The 17068-nt window shown below is 47.0% G+C and carries 14 protein-coding genes; 2 read left to right on the top strand and 12 right to left on the bottom strand.

Annotation, left to right across the window (positions count from 1 at the left end):
- Window positions 1–73: 73 nt before the first annotated feature.
- The 5 genes from pepF to MHB82_RS12060 form a co-directional block, all read right to left on the bottom strand.
- On the bottom strand, window positions 74–1876 hold the full coding sequence (gene pepF / locus MHB82_RS12080; RefSeq protein WP_341174749.1) for an oligoendopeptidase F: 1803 nt from the start codon (window positions 1874–1876) through the stop codon (window positions 74–76).
- A 179-nt stretch (window positions 1877–2055) separates the two neighbouring features.
- Complete coding sequence (locus MHB82_RS12075) at window positions 2056–2415, bottom strand: winged helix-turn-helix transcriptional regulator (protein ID WP_095287596.1); 360 nt, start codon at window positions 2413–2415, stop codon at window positions 2056–2058.
- Window positions 2416–2618: 203 nt separating this feature from the next.
- Window positions 2619–3182, bottom strand: coding sequence for a 6-phospho-3-hexuloisomerase (hxlB, locus tag MHB82_RS12070; protein WP_095358494.1), 564 nt, complete (start codon window positions 3180–3182; stop codon window positions 2619–2621).
- A 4-nt stretch (window positions 3183–3186) separates the two neighbouring features.
- The gene (gene hxlA, locus MHB82_RS12065; RefSeq protein ID WP_090993813.1) at window positions 3187–3819 is read right to left on the bottom strand and encodes a 3-hexulose-6-phosphate synthase; all 633 of its coding nucleotides are present in this window, start codon (window positions 3817–3819) and stop codon (window positions 3187–3189) included.
- Between the two features lie 355 nt (window positions 3820–4174).
- Entirely contained in the window at window positions 4175–5257 is a 1083-nt protein-coding gene (locus MHB82_RS12060) for a lactonase family protein (RefSeq protein ID WP_110822518.1), read from the bottom strand.
- Between the two features lie 214 nt (window positions 5258–5471).
- Here MHB82_RS12060 and MHB82_RS12055 point away from each other — a divergent pair, with 214 nt between their 5' ends.
- The gene (locus tag MHB82_RS12055) at window positions 5472–6404 is read left to right on the top strand and encodes an AEC family transporter (RefSeq protein ID WP_341174748.1); all 933 of its coding nucleotides are present in this window, start codon (window positions 5472–5474) and stop codon (window positions 6402–6404) included.
- Here the strand turns inward: MHB82_RS12055 and MHB82_RS12050 are convergent.
- The 5 genes from MHB82_RS12050 to MHB82_RS12030 form a co-directional block, all read right to left on the bottom strand.
- Complete coding sequence (locus tag MHB82_RS12050; RefSeq protein ID WP_095358497.1) at window positions 6379–6969, bottom strand: DUF2062 domain-containing protein; 591 nt, start codon at window positions 6967–6969, stop codon at window positions 6379–6381. The two genes, MHB82_RS12055 and MHB82_RS12050, sit on opposite strands and share 26 nt — an antisense overlap.
- Window positions 6970–7025: 56 nt before the next feature.
- Window positions 7026–7484 (bottom strand): OsmC family protein, encoded by a 459-nt coding sequence (locus MHB82_RS12045; protein WP_153978116.1) that lies wholly within the window; start codon window positions 7482–7484, stop codon window positions 7026–7028.
- 243 nt (window positions 7485–7727) lie between these two features.
- Window positions 7728–8495 carry a DeoR/GlpR family DNA-binding transcription regulator gene (locus tag MHB82_RS12040; RefSeq protein ID WP_095358499.1) on the bottom strand — a complete coding sequence of 256 codons (768 nt, stop codon included), beginning with the start codon at window positions 8493–8495 and terminating at the stop codon, window positions 7728–7730.
- Between the two features lie 145 nt (window positions 8496–8640).
- Window positions 8641–9771 (bottom strand): NADH-dependent flavin oxidoreductase, encoded by a 1131-nt coding sequence (locus tag MHB82_RS12035; protein WP_341174747.1) that lies wholly within the window; start codon window positions 9769–9771, stop codon window positions 8641–8643.
- 236 nt (window positions 9772–10007) lie between these two features.
- Entirely contained in the window at window positions 10008–10685 is a 678-nt protein-coding gene (locus MHB82_RS12030; RefSeq protein ID WP_341174746.1) for an SOS response-associated peptidase, read from the bottom strand.
- A gap of 307 nt (window positions 10686–10992) precedes the next feature.
- Between MHB82_RS12030 and MHB82_RS12025 the strand changes: the two genes are divergently transcribed.
- Window positions 10993–12990 carry a beta-galactosidase gene (locus tag MHB82_RS12025; RefSeq protein ID WP_341174745.1) on the top strand — a complete coding sequence of 666 codons (1998 nt, stop codon included), beginning with the start codon at window positions 10993–10995 and terminating at the stop codon, window positions 12988–12990.
- A gap of 523 nt (window positions 12991–13513) precedes the next feature.
- On the opposite strand, the gene MHB82_RS12020 is transcribed toward MHB82_RS12025, so the two are convergent.
- Entirely contained in the window at window positions 13514–14056 is a 543-nt protein-coding gene (locus MHB82_RS12020) for a hypothetical protein (RefSeq protein ID WP_341174744.1), read from the bottom strand.
- A gap of 379 nt (window positions 14057–14435) precedes the next feature.
- Window positions 14436–16982, bottom strand: coding sequence for a beta-mannosidase (locus tag MHB82_RS12015; RefSeq protein ID WP_341174743.1), 2547 nt, complete (start codon window positions 16980–16982; stop codon window positions 14436–14438).
- Between the last annotated feature and the right edge of the window lie 86 nt (window positions 16983–17068).

Below are 17068 nucleotides of genomic sequence, written 5' to 3'. Positions count from 1 at the left end.
CACCGTCCCTTGCCAAGGAGACGGTGCACGTGGACAACCTTACTAGCCTTGTCCGTATACTATATGAACGTAATTAGGAATACAGACGTTCAAGTTCATCAACCAGACTGCCTACATACGCCACGGCTGCACGAATCGGCTCAGGTCCGGACATGTCCACACCCGCAAGTTTCATCAGCTCTTGAGGTGCGAGACTACCTCCTGCTTTTAATGCTTCGAGCCAGCGATCCACGGCAGGCTGTCCTTCCTCGCGAATCAGTCCGGCAGCTGCAGTCGATGCCGTCAAACCGGCTGCATAGGTGTAAGGATACAGACCCATATAGTAATGAGGCTGTCTCATCCAGGTTAGCTTCGCCCCTTCATCTACAACCAGGTCAGGACCCCAGAACGCGGAAAGAATGTTTCCTTTGAGCTCACTGAGCAGCTTGGCTGTAATCGGTTCATCCTTGGTCGCAAGTGCATATACTTGGCGCTGTAATTCACCTTCAAGCAGATGGGTTACGAAGTTATGGTAATATGTGTTGAGTAATTGCAAGATTACCCACCGACGCATTCTTGGATTGTCAGAGCGTTTTAACAGATGATCAGCCAGCAGCATTTCATTCATGGTTGATGGTGCCTCAATGAAATATAGAGAAGGCCTTGTATTGGTGATCCGCTGATAGCGTCCGGCAAGCATGAAATGTCCAGCATGTCCGACTTCATGAGCGAGCGTAAACGCACCACGCATATTGTTAGCCCATGAGATAAGGATATACGAATGCGCGCCATAAATGGATGAACAGAAAGCACCCGTTGACTTGCCGGCATTATCTGCGTAATCCACCCAACGTTCGCTGAATGCCCGCTCCACAATTTCGCTGTATTCGGGTCCAAGCACAGCAAGCGCTTCGCGGATGAGCGTGCAGGCTTCCTCATATGTAATGATCGGACTGAATTCAGGATCCAGTGGAGCCTTGAGATCACAAAACATAAGCTTGTCCAGCCCCAGCTCGCGTTTCTTGAGAGCCGCAAGTTTGCGCATATGCGGTGCAAGTTCCTGCTGAATGATATCCAGAATATTGTTGTACATCTCTTTGCTAACTTGCTGCGGGCTAAGCAGCATATCGGTGACGTCGTCGTAACCGCGAAGCCTGGATAAAACAACCTGTTTCTTCACTTCGGTTGCATAACCTTCGGCAAAAGTATTTTTATAATCATTTAGCTTGGAGCTAAAGGCTGCATAAGCAGAACGGCGCAGCTTGGTATCAGAAGACATTTCGTAGTTATTTTCATAAAAAGACCAGGACAGTGGACGGTTGTTGTCTTCTCCATCCAGCGCATCGTCAAAAGTCATGTCTGCCAGTTTACCGCGCAGGTAGATCCGGTATGGCGAATCCAATACCTCACCGAGGGAAGCCAGCACCTTCTCCGTCTCCGGTGAGAGACGATGAGCTTTTTCCTGAAGCAGAAGGTTCAGGCTGCGAGCATAGGGCTCCAGTCCGGGAAGTTCTGCGATATAGCGTTCCACTGTTCCCTCGGGAAGATCTGCAATTTCCGAATTGACAAAAGACAAGGAAGACGACAGAGAAGATAGGATATCTCCCGCTTTGGCCGAGTTCTCCATGTTTACCGGATTGGTACTATCCTCAGATTGTTTCAGGCGTGCGTAAGATGCGGTCTTCACAATCCGTTCCTGAAGTGCTTCACGAGCGTCCAGACAAGCCAGTAGCTGTTCGGCACCTTCGCCCAGACGTCCTTTGAACGTTTCAATATCGACAGCTGCATCAGGAAGTGATCTGAGTTCCTGTTCCCACTCCGCATCAGTTCCAAACAAATCGGTCAGATTCCATGTCGACTCCTGGCTTACCTCGTCGCGTGTACGTATTTTTTCCATCTGTATATGTCCTCCTCCTTGCATTTCCAATATCTCTCATCGTATCATATTACGACCGTTTATACCTGACATCTCCCAAATTGAGACTTTGGGTTCAAGCTGATTCAAACTAAACCGCCGAGGTGTGGAATTATTCCATACCTCGGCGGTTTAGTTGATTTAGGTTATTTGACTCTAAATTATTCTGATTTCCAGATTACATTTTCTCCGTAATTTTTGCCCCAATCGTACATGGCTCGCAGGACTGGCATCAGACTGTGTCCATGGTCCGTCAAGCTGTATTCTACCCGAGGAGGGACCTCTGCATAAACCTTGCGCTCAATCAGCCGATCTTCCTCCAGCTCCCGAAGCTGGTTCGTCAGCATTTTTTGGGTGATATGAGGGATCAATCGTTTCAATTCACTGAATCGTTTGGTTCCTTCCAGGCCCAGATGCCACAATATAATAAGTTTCCATTTGCCGCCAATAACAGCAAGGGTCAATTCCTTCTCACAGTTGATTTCTTTCAGATTTATCCGTTCCTTGACTTCGGCTGCCATGGCTCCGAGCCCCCTTAGCTTACATTCTTATATCAATAGGTACATTATTCGATATAGCTTCTCTTAATTCTACTACAGCATGGCCCGGATGCATAGGAGACGTGATCCATCATCGTATAAAGCATGACAGAAAGGACCGGCTCCCCTCTTATATAAGGGACCCGGTCCTGTCTATGTTTACTTCAAGATCTATAAGCGATCTTCTATTCCAGATTTGCGTGACGGCCAAACATGTCCGCCCCGGTCATCTCTTTCATATCCATCAACGTGAGTACCAAAGCATCCATAGCAAGCAGCAATCCTTGTTCAAAAAGCGAACCCATTGGCTGAATCGTGACTGATGCGCCTGACGTTGCCGTGTCCTCTTTCGCTGATGCAGGCAGACGAACGACGGTGCTGGCCAATTGACCGATGGTGGACTCCGGCTTGATCGTGATCAGACCGACAGGAGCACCGGCTTTACTGGCCTTTTGAGCCATCGCCGCCAGACTGCCTGTTTCTCCCGAACCCGAGCATAACAGAAGGAAATCCTTCGGACTGATGCCTGGTGTGACAGTCTCCCCGACGACGAATACCCGGAAACCCATCTGCATCAATCTCATGGCAAAAGCCTTTCCCATCAAACCGGAGCGTCCAGCACCTGCCACAAAAATCTGTTCAGCAGCCAGAATATGCTCAGCCATCGCCTGCATCTCCGAATCGTCGATCTGGCTTAGTGTACGTTCCAGCTCCTTCAGAATATCAGCTGCGTATTGTCTGCTGCTCATTTCGTTACCCTTGTTGAACAAGACGTTGCATTTCAGCTGCAACTTTGGCTTTGTCTGCTTGTCCAGTGATTCCGCCGCCCACAATGACCAGATCCGGTTGTGCCTTGATCACTTCAGGCAATGTTTCCAGCTTGATGCCACCAGCTACAGCCGTTTTTGCGTTTTTCACAGCAGCTTTGATCGTTTGCAGATCTTCGAACGGGCTTTGTCCTTCAGCTTGCAGATCATAACCTGTGTGTACACAGATGTAATCTACGCCAAGCGAATCAACTTCACGAGCACGTTGTTCAAGGTTAGGCACGTTGATCATGTCCACGAGAACTTGTTTGTTTTGTTTCTTCGCTTCTGCTACTGCACCTTTGATCGTACTGTCATTGGTTGCCCCAAGCACAGTGATCAGATCCGCACCAGCTTCAGCTGCTTTCATGATTTCATAACCACCAGCATCCATAATTTTGAGGTCTGCAAGAACTTGCAAATTAGGGAATGCTTCTTTCATCGCTTTTACCGCGTGCAAACCTTCATTAATAACGATTGGTGTACCAATCTCAACGATATCGATATATTGTTCCACTTCTTTAACGAGAGCGATACCTTCAGGGATATTTACCAGATCGAGTGCGAGTTGCAATTTCATGATTCATTTCTCCTTTGTTGTTCAAGTATGAGTATTGCTGTATAGGATTCTAAATAATTAGCCTGCACCAATCAGCCTCTTCAGATGCATGCAACGTTTATTTTGGCTACTCATTCATTGTAGAGGCTGACTTTCCATTCAGGAAGTACGCACTTTGAAGTCAGGTAGTTACCTACACGATACTATTGACTAAATTATGTTGTTATACGAAGCGTAAAATCAAAATCAATTAATGAACACTCTATAGAAGAAGTATCGAAAACAAAACTCTTCCTTACATTAATAAAAATGCCCTGCCATAAGGCGGGGCATTTTTCCATGTATCTATACATGTACAACTGGATCTATATTCGGTTTAGAAATAAACAGGTTTTACACATACCGGTTTGGATGCACCTGTACTATGTCCTGTGTATTTCAGACGTCCGCTTTCTTGATCTACAGTGAACGTAACGATGTTGTTGGTATCACGGTTGGCTGCAATGAGCAATTTACCGTTCGGTGTCAATGCAAAGTGACGTGGATGTTCACCTTCAGCAGAAACGTGTTCTACCAGTTTCAGATGCCCTGTTTCAGCGTCTGCTGCAAATACTACGATGCTGTCGTGTCCACGGTTCGATCCGTATACAAAACGGCCATCATTCGATACGGTAATTTCAGCAGTTGTATTTTCAGCGCCCTCATAGCCATCCGGCAAGGTCGACACAGTGGATACTTCAGTCAACGTACCTGCTACTGCATCATAACGGTAAGACGTAATGGAAGAATCCACTTCGTTAATCACATAAGCGAACTGGCCATTCGGATGGAACGCCAAGTGACGCGGACCTGCTCCTGCATGGGTTTTTGTTTCGCTATGCAGCACAAGCTCATTGTTGTCAGCATCAATCGTGTAGATGGCAATCTTATCAGCACCCAAATCCTGTACCATCATGTATTTGCCATCCGGGCTGAAGAAAGCAGAGTGAACGTGGGGCTTGTCCTGACGCTCTGGATGTGCACCTTTACCCTCATGTTTTTTCTCGTCCAAAAGCGCTCCGACTTCACCGTTATCCGTCAACGATTGCAGACCTACCAGTCCACCGTGATAGCTGGAAAGGATCAGGTAACGTCCTGAAGGATCGCGCTGGATATGACATGGTGGAGCCGAGATGGAATCATTACGATTAAGCAAGGATAGTTTACCTGTGGAAGGATCAATGTTCAGAGCAACCGCTTCGGACATTTTGTTTCCCTCTGGAGACACAGCTTCCCCAATCGCATATACTTTGTTGTTTTCGGCATTAACGTTTACAAACGTTGGATTTTTCACACCCGAGATGCCGTCCAGCTTGCTTAAGCTGCCTGTATCCTCATTCAATTCATATGCGTAAATGCCCTCATTTTCCGCTTCGGCATAAGAGCCGACCAATACGAGCAAGCGTTTTGATTCACTCATTACAGTTTCCTCCTCTATGTGTATGTAGTCTAGCTGCACCTCTTCTATAATAAATCTGCCATATCAAAATAGCAATCCGTCAGCCCTCTCCACGCTCAACCTACAGGGGCTCATGCACGTTATCGGAGAAATATCATGCGGGTATTCATTCACGATTCAGGACAACTTCTGCTATGATTAGATAGGTTTTTCATCACGAAAGGACTGAATTCGGTTGCTGCAATCATTTCTGCTTACGTTGTATCATGTTTTTTTGCCCATATCCCTGCCAGTCATCGGAGGCATTCTGCTAAAGCGGTTCAAAAATTGGGATACCCGGTCACTATCAACCTTCTCCCTCTATATTCTGAGCCCTGCGCTTATCTTTGATACGCTGCTGCATGCCGAAATAACCTGGACGGACGTCACAGGCACGTTCTGGTTTTCCATTATTAATCTGATCGCGTTATGGGCGCTGGCCGAACTATTAAGCCGGATCTTCCACCTGGGTGCAAGCGAAAAAGCAGGACTCACCCTTGTCTCCACGTTTACAAACTGTGTGAATTACGGGCTCCCGCTCGTTTTGCTTGCCTTTGGACAACTGGGATTGGACAAGGCCTCGGTCTATGTGATCGGACAGATGATTATTGTGAATACGGTCGGTATCTTCTTCGCAGCCAGGTCGGAATTTACGGTCAAACATGCCATTTTGTCCGTATTCCGTATGCCGTCCATTTATGCCGCAGTCATTGCAATCGTGCTGCGGTCCACCAACATCAGTCTTCCTGAAGCTCTGGATGGAGGTATCTCGATGCTTGCAGCGGGCTATTCCCCGGTCGTGCTTGCCATATTGGGTGCACAGATGTTACGACCACGCGGTTCCGCCGAGCCATGGCAGCCTAATGTGCGGCGTGCTTTCTGGACTGGACTTGTCGTGCGTCTCGCTGCTGCGCCGGTATTATCTTACCTGATATTGACCGCACTTCAGGTCGAAGGCACCTTATTTAGCGTCCTGCTGATTCTGGCATCCATGCCGACGGCAGTTAACGCAGTGATTTTGGCTGAACAATTCAATGCCTCTCCGCAATTTGTATCCCGCTGCATTCTATGGACAACCGCCGCATCCATGGTTATTCTACCGGTTATGATTGTGATGTCTTCCGGATAAGCACGGGTGCTGGTCCAGGCGACATCGCCGCTAGGCGGCGCTTTTCCAATCTTCGTTCATGGCGACGCCGGAGAGCTCTGACATAGAAGAATTTGACCACAAAATACGAAATGAACCCCAGAATCACGCCAAAGACAGACATACCTGCGAGGATATCAAGCCCACCCAGCAATAGTTCGCTCAGCGCAGACCAGTTGCCGCGAAATAGCTCCATGAAGGCACTCTCGTGTACAGGGCCCTGTCCCATGCTGTGCGCTGGCAATATCCATGACCCGATCTGCTTGGCAAGAGGCATGAGCAGAATCGGCAGAAACGTCAGTTTTCCGATCACATTACCAACGATAGCAGCCGGAAGTGAACCGCCAGACAATCGCACAATGGGGTAAAACACGAGATAGATCAGTGATGCCGTGGAGATAACGATCAATTCGAGACCAAAGCCGATCGCAAATCCGGTGGAAACCTTATGTGCTCCTCCTGGAGCACGTAACAATTTAAGAAAATTCAGCTTCAACGCACGCGTTAAACGCACGAATCGGTTCGCTTTGCTTTTCTGTGAATTCATACCGAACCTCCCCTTATTTTACACAAATGACGGCTCGCGCCGTCTCTTCATTTCTTTTAGACTGTTTTAACATCAGCTGTGACAATAACAGGCTGCGTTTCGATGGTTACATTCCCTGCTACTGCTCTTGATATCATACAAGACTCTTCGGCCTTATGTGCAAGTCGATCCGCTTTGGTCAGTTCAGCCTCTGTTGCATTAGACTGAAGCACAATGCGTGGTCGATGCACGATTCGTTCATACGTAAAAATATTATTGGTGACATCCACCGTTGCTTCCGACTCCAGTGTCAGCTCATGCGGTGTAATATCCGAGCGTTCCAGCATGGCTGCCAGGGTAATGAGATAACAGGTGGAGGCTGCACCCAGCAGCATTTCATCCGGATTGGTTCCTGTACCTGGCCCCCCCATCTCCTGTGGGATGGATATGACCGATTTTAATCCTCCAGCATCAATTGTTCCCTCACTGTTACGTCCGCCGTTCCATACGGCTTTCAGATGAAAAGGATGTTTCATTTCACTCATTCCTTTCTTGAAAAGTAAAAAATGAATCTACACAAGAGAACTCCGAAGTCAGAAAACTTTCAATCGCTGTTATCCCCAGATTTTTCTTAATTCCCTTATAAAGTGGAAATCCGGTGATAAGCGTATGCTTCCGATGTAGCTTTCTTTGCAGAAAGCTTGTAGCGAACGCTCCGCTTTTCCAGTTTTTCTGTCTTCTCCGTTCAAGTGTAGATATTAGGTTATACTTTTCTATAACTACACTCGTTTACATGGTATGGATTGTTCGTTTAGTGCGCTAACAAGCTCTTCGTTCAACCCCACATCGGTAATAACCTGTGTCACACTGCTGAGTTCTGCAACTCTCGTAAAAGCCTGTATATCGAACTTGCTCGAATCGGCGAGCAAAATAACTTCATCCGCAATACTGATCATCTTCTGTTTCACGAGAGCCTGTAATTCGTTCGATTCACTGATGCCTTTGGTCAAATGCACCCCTTTGCAGGACAGAAACACCTTGTCCACATGATAGGCATCCAGTGAACGTTCAGCGAGCGGGCCTACAAAAGACAATGACTTGGAAGCAAGCTGCCCTCCCGTAGCAATAACCCTGATCTGTTCCTTGCTGCTTAGTTCAGCGGCCACCTTGATGGAGTTGGTCAATACAGTTAGCTGAATATTCGGCAGCCCTGCAGCCATATACCATGCCGTTGTGCTTGCATCCAGTGCAATCCGGTCGCCTGGCTGTACCATTTTGATGGCTTCTTCGGCTATTCTACGCTTTTCTTCAGCATGTGTAATCGCCCGTTCAGGATAAGGGATCTCCGCTTGTCCTTCTTCTTTGTATTTTACGCTTACCGCACCGCCATGGGATCTTCTAAGCCTGCCAGCTTGCTCCAGTTTGTCCAGATCGCGGCGAATCGTCTCCTCCGTCACCCCGCAGCGCTCACTAAGCTCGGTTACACGCATGCTTCCCTGCGCATCCACCCATTCCACAATTTTCTCATAACGTTCAGCCACGAGCATTATTTCTTCACTCCAAACCGTTGATATCCAAGATGAATCCTGTACATCCAATCATACCACAGTGCTACCTGAAGGAGAATTTTATCGGGATGAAGAACGTGCAAAAAGAGGGAGCCTATGCTCCCTCCGTCATTGCTGAGATGTATTATTTATCGTCTGCCAAAGGGAACCAGCCCGGTGTGTTAATGATGGCATTCCACAATCCGTCAGGGATAACCAGACGCTCTTGATCCACTTTTGTCAAAACGGTCTCGATATCCTCTTCTCGTCCGCTCTCGATTTTTTCTACCCAATCCGGTTCAATAATCAACTCACGTCCGATGGCAAGCAGTGGCACTCCAGTTTGAAGAGCTTCCGCTGCCTCGTCTGCCGTGTGAATTGCACCTACACCAATAACCGGCAATTTTCCGCCTACACGGTCAAGGATAAATTCCATTCTGGAACGGGTATCTGCTTCGCCCCGGCGTGGTTTGGACCAGAACTCGTTCAGGGATACATGCAAGTAATCCAGATTTTTTTCTTTCAGTGCGTCAATAAGTGCGTAAGTCTCTTCCATAGTCAAACCTGGTGTTTCCGGTTCTTCAGGAGAGAAACGGTATCCGACAATAAACGGAAGCTTGGTATGTTTCGCAACTACCTTGTTCACTTCATCCACTACAGCCAGCGGGAATGTCAGGCGTTTCTCAATGCTGCCACCCCAGCGGTCTTCCCGGCGATTGGAATGCGGAGAGACGAACTGCTGGATCAAGTAACCGTTCGCACCGTGGATCTCTACACCGTCGAATCCGGCTTCAATGGCGCGACGTGTCGCTTCACCGAAATCGTTGATGATGGACGTAATCTCTTCGTCAGACAGTTCTCTCGGTTGAGGAGATCCTGGACGTTCACTGGCAACTGCACTCGGTGCTACCACTTGACCAGCGGGTACAGCTTGTTCCGGAGTGAGACGTCCGGCATGGAAAATCTGAAGTACTGCTTTGGAACCTTGCTGCTTGATCGTGTCGGCGAGGCGTTTCAAGCCCGGAACGAAGCTATCGTCATAGGCTGCAAATTGCGCCGGAAATCCGATACCGTTCGGTGTTACATACGTTACGGCAGTCACGGACATACCTGCACCGCCAGTGCGACGAGCATAATAAGCCAGTTCAGCATCCGAGACAGTACCGTCGGGATTCGAGGACATATGAGTCATAGGAGCGAGTACGATCCGGTTTTTGAGATTAATGCCGTTTGGTAGTGAAACTTGTTCAAACATTTGGCTATACTTTGGATTCATTCGTGGTTCCCTCCTGATTATAATATCTCTTTAAATAGATATATGAATACGTATTTCGATTACTGTAACCATTATAGTTACTATTACTCCATATTTCAACTTTTCATTTTCAAATCTTTTTGGACGGTTCAATTCCTTCATTTATTAAACACATTCACGCCGCATCAAGCTCACAGCAAAAAGGGCGAAGTGACATCCTACACTCCGCCCCATGGATCGCCATCCACCAAATGCGTTTAGAAATTGCGTACATATGCGAGTTTCAGATCCATCTCTTCCACACATTCATAACAATCATGTTCATCATTAGCTACCATAGGTGTCACCGGGTACAGGTTCATATCTGTCGAATTGTACGATTTGAGAAGAGGCAGCAGCTGTGTTACCCGTGTATTAGCAGGGTCAAGCCATGTGTTGATTTCGTCTTCCGAGAGAATCGCCGGCATTTTGCTCCCGAACTCCCGGGTCACCATGTTGGCACCAGTCATTAGCATCGTACAGGTGCGAAGCGGCTCCTTGCGGGTGTCTTTCCAAATTTCATATAATCCTGCTATACCAAACAACCCCCGGTCCGGCATTACCACTCGTACCGCATAGCTTTTTTTGCCTTCCTTGCGCCAGTAATACAGTCCATTACATGGGATAACGCACCGTTTCGTTTCCACCAGTTTGTAGTAGGATGGGTTCTCATGCACGGTCATCAGGTTGGCATTGACGGCATCACGCCCCCAGAACGGAATAAATCCCCAGCGAAACTCGTCCAATACCCGTTCACCGTCCTGATGCAAAATGATCGGCGTATGCTGCGTCGGACTAATGTTATAGCGGTTCTTGTAATAGTACATCACGCGTTCAATCTTAAAATGGTCCCTCACTTCATCCAGATCAGCTGCCAATGAAAAACGATTGCACATGCTCAACGCTTCCTTCCCTGTGTGAATTTGAATGTATTGTTTGTAATTAAAGGGAAATTATGCATGGCCATATGCAAAGAATTAATGCGTAACCACTGCGTACAAGACATTACATTTCGAGACACTTTTGAAAATGACAAAATGATGCTAATGATCACAACATGATGTTATACTCCACTGAAAACATCCATTATACAATGAGTTAGAAGCACCTTACGTTCATAGGATGGCGTTGCTGATATGACCGTTTCAAGCATATGAACTTCATATGCCGTTTACTATTTCGACAACAAAGGAGCTAATTCATATGGAATTCAAACGTCCCGTTCGAATGGGCGTCGATTATTATCCAGAGCATTGGGAACCTCGGTTATGGGAACAGGATGCCCGTTTGATGGCCGATAGCGGTGTACACCTTGTGCGTGTGGGTGAATTTGCGTGGAGCCGTATGGAGCCTGCGGATGGGCAGTTCGATTGGACATGGCTTGATCAGGCGCTGGATATTCTGCATCGTCATGGATTAGAGATCATCATTGGAACCCCTACCATGACACCACCACGCTGGCTCACTGAGAAGTGTCCGGATATTCTGCCTATCCTTCCCAACGGTCAACGATACCACGAAGGGGTTCGTGGCCACCGCTGCTATAACAGTCCGAGCATGAGAACGTACAGTGCACGCATCGTGCAGAAACTGTCTGAACGTTATGCCAAGCACCCGGGAGTCGTGGGCTGGCAAACAGACAATGAATTCAGCTTCACGGATTGCCAGTGTCCCGCCTGTGCGGACGCTTTTCGCGAATGGGTTCAAGCGCGTTACTCGACGCTGGAACAAGTCAATCAACGCTGGGGTACTGTGGTGTGGAGTGGTGAATACAGTGATTGGGAACAGATTACACCGCCTTATGGGGGTTCCAACTTTCAGAATCCTTCTTTCTTGCTGGACTATTCCCGTTTTCAGTCGGATTCCATCGTCGCCTTTCAGCAGATTCAGATAGACATCATTCGCCGCAATTGTCCTGACCATGCGATTACGCATAATTTCCATAGTTATCCGCAGAAGGCGGATCAATATAAAATTGCAGCAGAGCTCGATTTCGCTTCTTTTGATTATTATCCGAATCCATCACCAAACAAAACCGAAACGGCACCATACAGTGGAGCGCTGTCTCTAGATCTGACACGTGGCATCAAACGCCGCAATTTCTGGATTATGGAACAGCTAAGCGGACCGCCAGGATGCTGGTTTCCAATGTGGCGCGCCCCACGTCCGGGTTTTCTGCGTGCTTACTCGTGGCAGACCATAGCCCGCGGAGCAGATGTGGTTGTGCATTTCCGCTGGCGGAGTGCTACGGTAGGAGCAGAACAGTTCTGGCATGGCCTTATAGACCACAGCAATGTGCCCGGCCGGCGGTTTAAAGAATTCCAGCAGCTGTGCACGGAGGTGAACAGACTCGGCGAGCGTCTGCAAGGTTCAACTCTGGACAATGAAGTTGCCATCCTTCATTCGCATGAGCAATTATACGCCCTGCATATTCAACCTCAGGCTGAGGGATTGAACTACTACGAAAATATAAAAGTATGGCATCGTGCCTTGACCAAATTGGGAATCAGTACAGATGTCATCCACTCTTCCGCATCACTGGACGGCTATAAAATCATTATTGCTCCTCATCTGTACCTCCTGGACGAGGCAACCGCAGAGCGACTCCAAGCATTTGCAGCTGCAGGAGGAACCCTGATCCTTACGCATCGTTCCGGCGTTAAGGATGACCATAATGTATGTGTGATGGCCCCGCTTCCGGGCTTGTTGTCCGCTTGTTCCGGTGTGAGAGTGACCGAATATGACCCAGTAGGCGGCGACACCATCACGATTCGGGATGATCAGGGCAATGAATATGCCGCATCCCAGTGGGCAGATGTACTTGAACTCGATACGGCACAACCTGTTGCTGTATATGCGGACCAATTCTATGCCGAAAGTGCAGCCGTTACGCGGAACCAGTGGGGTGAGGGTCAGGTCTATTACATAGCCACCCAGCCGGAAGAGGTCTATTTGCGCAAGTTACTGCGAACGATTGGCGACAAACGCCAGCTTGCGGGAATTGAAGCTCTACCTGAGGGGGTACAGATCACCACCCGGACAGGTCCGAATGGATCATTTCGTTTTATTCTGAACTTAAGCCCCGAGCCTGTTTCCATCCAGTTGAATGATACCTATACAAGTGCGCTGGACGGCATAGTCAAAGGCTCTCACCTGGAACTCGGTGCTTACGATATTGAAATTATAGAGATTACTGAGTAAGCAGCATCCTGTTCCTCGAATAATGTGTTTATAAGAAAAGGCCCGGTGTGCAAGTACAATGCAACCGGGCCTTAACATTTAACATTTAAGTAGATACTACTAGTATACTTGTAGAAATTAATCATTTTGACCATGGAGAGTTCATCTCTAGTTTCATAATATAGCAAATTTGAGCTTTTGGTCTCTTGTATCTCACATCTTTAGAGTCCAGGAAAATCACGTAACTATTCAATGTGAAGGTAGCGTTTCGCTGACCTACTTCATTTATAATCGTTTATGCGTTCATTGAGCATAGGAATCAAGTATAGATTCTAGCCATACTGAAGTCAGATCAGCTAATTAAATTGTTGGATAAACTCCGTAAAGTCTGCTAACGATATAAGTACAATCGGCTTTCCTAGGATTAAACTTTAACAGAAAATAGGGTGAAACGTATTTTTGTTTCTAATGAAGTTGTTAGGTTTTCGCGTGGTGTAACGCTTTTTTTTGAGAATAAGATGCTTCTCAGCTTTAGTTTTCATGGTTAGTTAACCTTAACATTATCAACATATGCTTTGAAGTTTTTATATGCATTTTCAATATCGACTACACGAATATCCTGGTTATCTGCGTCACTTATTTCTGGAATTGGCAATGGGCCATAGTCTTTAATTTCATTCGAAATCGGGTCAATACTCGAAAAATATTCAAAAGAAACGATGCGAGCCTGAGTAAACGGTGTCTCCCCTCGATACATTGCTGCCATTTCAGCCAATAACTCGGTTAAGGATTGCGGCTGAGTTTCAGGGAATTCAATTTCTGCAATCTTATCAGCATCATCTGGTTTAATCGGGCCATGTGGAGCAACATACCACTCATCTGCAGCTGCTAACAGACGTTTATAAGAAAGAGTCTCGGGTAGTTTTCCTATGGATTTATAGTCGATTGTATTATTTGTTTCTTCAGAAGAAGATTGAAGCCCCTCTATTTCGACCATTGAGCTATTTTTTGTTGTTGTCATATATCCAATAGTACCAGCTCCGACAATCAAAACTAAAACGATAACAACAATCCATTTTTTATTCATTCGTTCTCCCCCTTATGAAGTAATGATTTCTCCTGTATTATGCTATCACATCTTATTTATAAGCTTAGAATTAGTTAATGTTGCATTCAACCAAAGAGAAGACCTAGTAGGGTCGCATTCCTTTGGTTGAATGTCACTTCAGTAAATTTAGTATTTGTAAAAAAAACCATTCAATGTGGACTTCTTCTCCCCATTGATATGGTCATACACAACCTACCTTATGTATTACTCTACAGAATTATCATTCTAAACGAATCTATATCATCCTTTGAAGATAAAGTCTTTTAAGCCTAATTAACAAAAAACCGTTGTCTCCCTAGTAAGAAGGAGAATCAACGGTTTTGAATTAAGGAGCTACTTAGTTAACCAGCATCGAAGATTACAGTTTAATAAAATCAGCCATCGAACGAACCTCAATCGCACCAGTTTCCGAGGCAGCACCAGCATGCTGTAATCCTTCTCTGGACGTGAACTTGACCTTCACCGGAATGCCAGGAATGAGATCGAAGAAGTTATCGGAGAACACGCCTTCAGCTTCTGTAGATATCCATACCTGTTTAGCCAGGGTGTCACTCTTCAGAACCACATATGAACCATCGGACTCCTGCACTTCAGTCACCTGGATCGCTGCTTGCTTCAAGCCAAGATCCTTCGATGGTGCAAAATAGTGTTCCTGTACAATGTCTGCGTGACCCTTCTGCTTCAGTTCCAATCGCAACAGGGTTGCTGCCGCATCGCGGCCTTGGAGCCAGTCGGCGTTGTTCAGGGTCAGGACCTGTTTACCGGAATTCGACTCCAGACTCACTGCGTGCTCTTCCTCCCGGTATACCGTACCATCGAACCCTATGAGTCGCACTTGCAATTGACCCTCTACCGGCTGCAGCTGATCCGAAATCAGGTATACATCCGTTCTGTCTTCCTTCGTACCATCCACCGAGACCAGTACGTCACTGAAACTGCGTTTGGCATAATACTGCAAGGCCTTCCAGTTACCGAAGTAGTCCATGCCTGCCCAGGAAGCGACCGGCCAGCAATCATTCATCTGCCAGTAGAGTGTTCCCATACAATAAGGTTTACGGCGGCGATGTGCCTCAATGGCTGTTTTCATTGCTTCAGCCTGAAGCACCTGACTCATGTACAGGAAGGATGGGAAGTCCTTCGGTTCATGCATGTACATGTCCATATACTGCTTGATCAGACGGTTACCTGCACCGTTCTTCTGGTGTGCTAGCATCACTTCGGATTCCAGTGCCAGATCTTCTTCCTCCGCATATTTGCGAACAGATTTGTATTCCGGGAACGACTGGAATCCATATTCGCTCATAAAACGGCCAACGTAAACGTTGTAGTTTTCAAATGGTTCAACGCTGTGCCACACGCCCCAGTAGTGAATATCTCCTTCCGACGTTGATGGATTAGCATGCTGCTTGTCATCACCCGTCAGTGATACGAGTGGCGAAGAAGGCCAATAGTCCACACCTGGCGCATAGGCTTCAACCACTTCCGGAAGTAGCTCATGGAAAATGGCTTCATAATCTGCCCAGATCTTCTCGCGCTGTTCGGCATTATAATCCTTTTTCCAGCCCCAGCCACCGTCTTCAATGTAATGAGCCCAAGCCGAGTCGATTTCGTTATTTCCGCACCACAGTACGATGCTTGGATGATTGCGCAAACGTTTCACATTATCGATGGCCTCATGTCTCACGCTGTTCAGGAACGCCTCGTCACCCGGATACATGCTGCATGCAAACATAAAGTCCTGCCAAACCAGCAAGCCATACTCATCGCATAATTCATAGAACACATCTTCTTCGTAGATACCGCCGCCCCATACCCGAAGCATGTTCATGTTGGACTCGGCTGCTGAGACAATCTCATGTCGATAACGCTCTGCCGTAATCTCCGTAATAAAGCTGTCATTTGGAATATGATTCGCTCCTTTTGCAAAGACGGCAACACCGTTCAATTCAAAGTAGAAAGAAGCTCCAGCTTCATCCTTGTCCCGCACCAGGCGAATAGATCGAAGCCCTGTCTTAACTGTCGAATCGGCCAGAACCTGTTCTCCCTTGAGCACTTCCGTAACAAAGGAGTACATATGCGGATCACCTAATCCCCGGCTCCACCACAGCTTCGGTTCGTTAATCGAAACTGAAATTTCGATCGTTTGCACCCCTGCCTGCAGCGAAGCAGCCTGTTCCCATGTCTGACCATCCGTACCAATACGGATAATCGTTTCAATCGGGTTGAACGTTTCAACTTCCACGATGGCCGTCAGCGAGGCTGCGGAAGCGGTTACTTCATTTTGCCGGATGAATACATCATTGATTTTCACTTCGGACCAGCATTCCAGACGCGCTTCACGCCATATACCACTGGTTACGAAGCGGGGACCCCAGTCCCAACCATAGTGATAAGGTGCTTTCCGGGCAAAAATACTCACTCGTTTATCACCAAGTCCACCGACATCGGACTGGTCATTGGATGCAGGCAATGCATAACCCAACTTCTCAAGCTTGGGCAGATCTTCCTGGATCGGTGACCGAAAACGAATTCGGAGTACGTTACCACTGGCCTTCACAATGGACTTCACATCCACATTCCACACGCGGAACATGTTGTCAGCAGATAATACGTGCTGGTCATTCACATATACATCCGCATATGTATCGAGACCGTCAAACACAATCTCCAGATGTTCCTGTGATAACAAATCCTCGTTGATATCAAAAACTGTCCGGTATTCCCAATCCTTCTTGTCAATCCACTGAATCTCTTTCTCGTTCGTTCCATAAAACGGGTCCGGAATCTTATCCAGTTTCAGCAAATCCGTATGCACACAGCCGGGTACCTGAGCCGGCAACCATTCTTGATCCTCACAAGCCTTGAACGTCCAATTTTGAAAAATCTGTGATTGTATTTTACTCATAACAGCCTCCGTTTATCGATGAAGTGTCTTAAGCGAAACGATTTGTTAGGTTTTGTTATTAAATTATCGAATAACTTACAAAACAA

Source organism: Paenibacillus sp. FSL K6-2862 (genome assembly GCF_038005125.1).
In the GTDB taxonomy this organism is placed as follows: domain Bacteria; phylum Bacillota; class Bacilli; order Paenibacillales; family Paenibacillaceae; genus Paenibacillus; species Paenibacillus illinoisensis_A.
The sequence above is the reverse complement of the archived record's forward strand: the minus strand, read 5'-3'. Positions and strand labels throughout refer to the sequence as shown.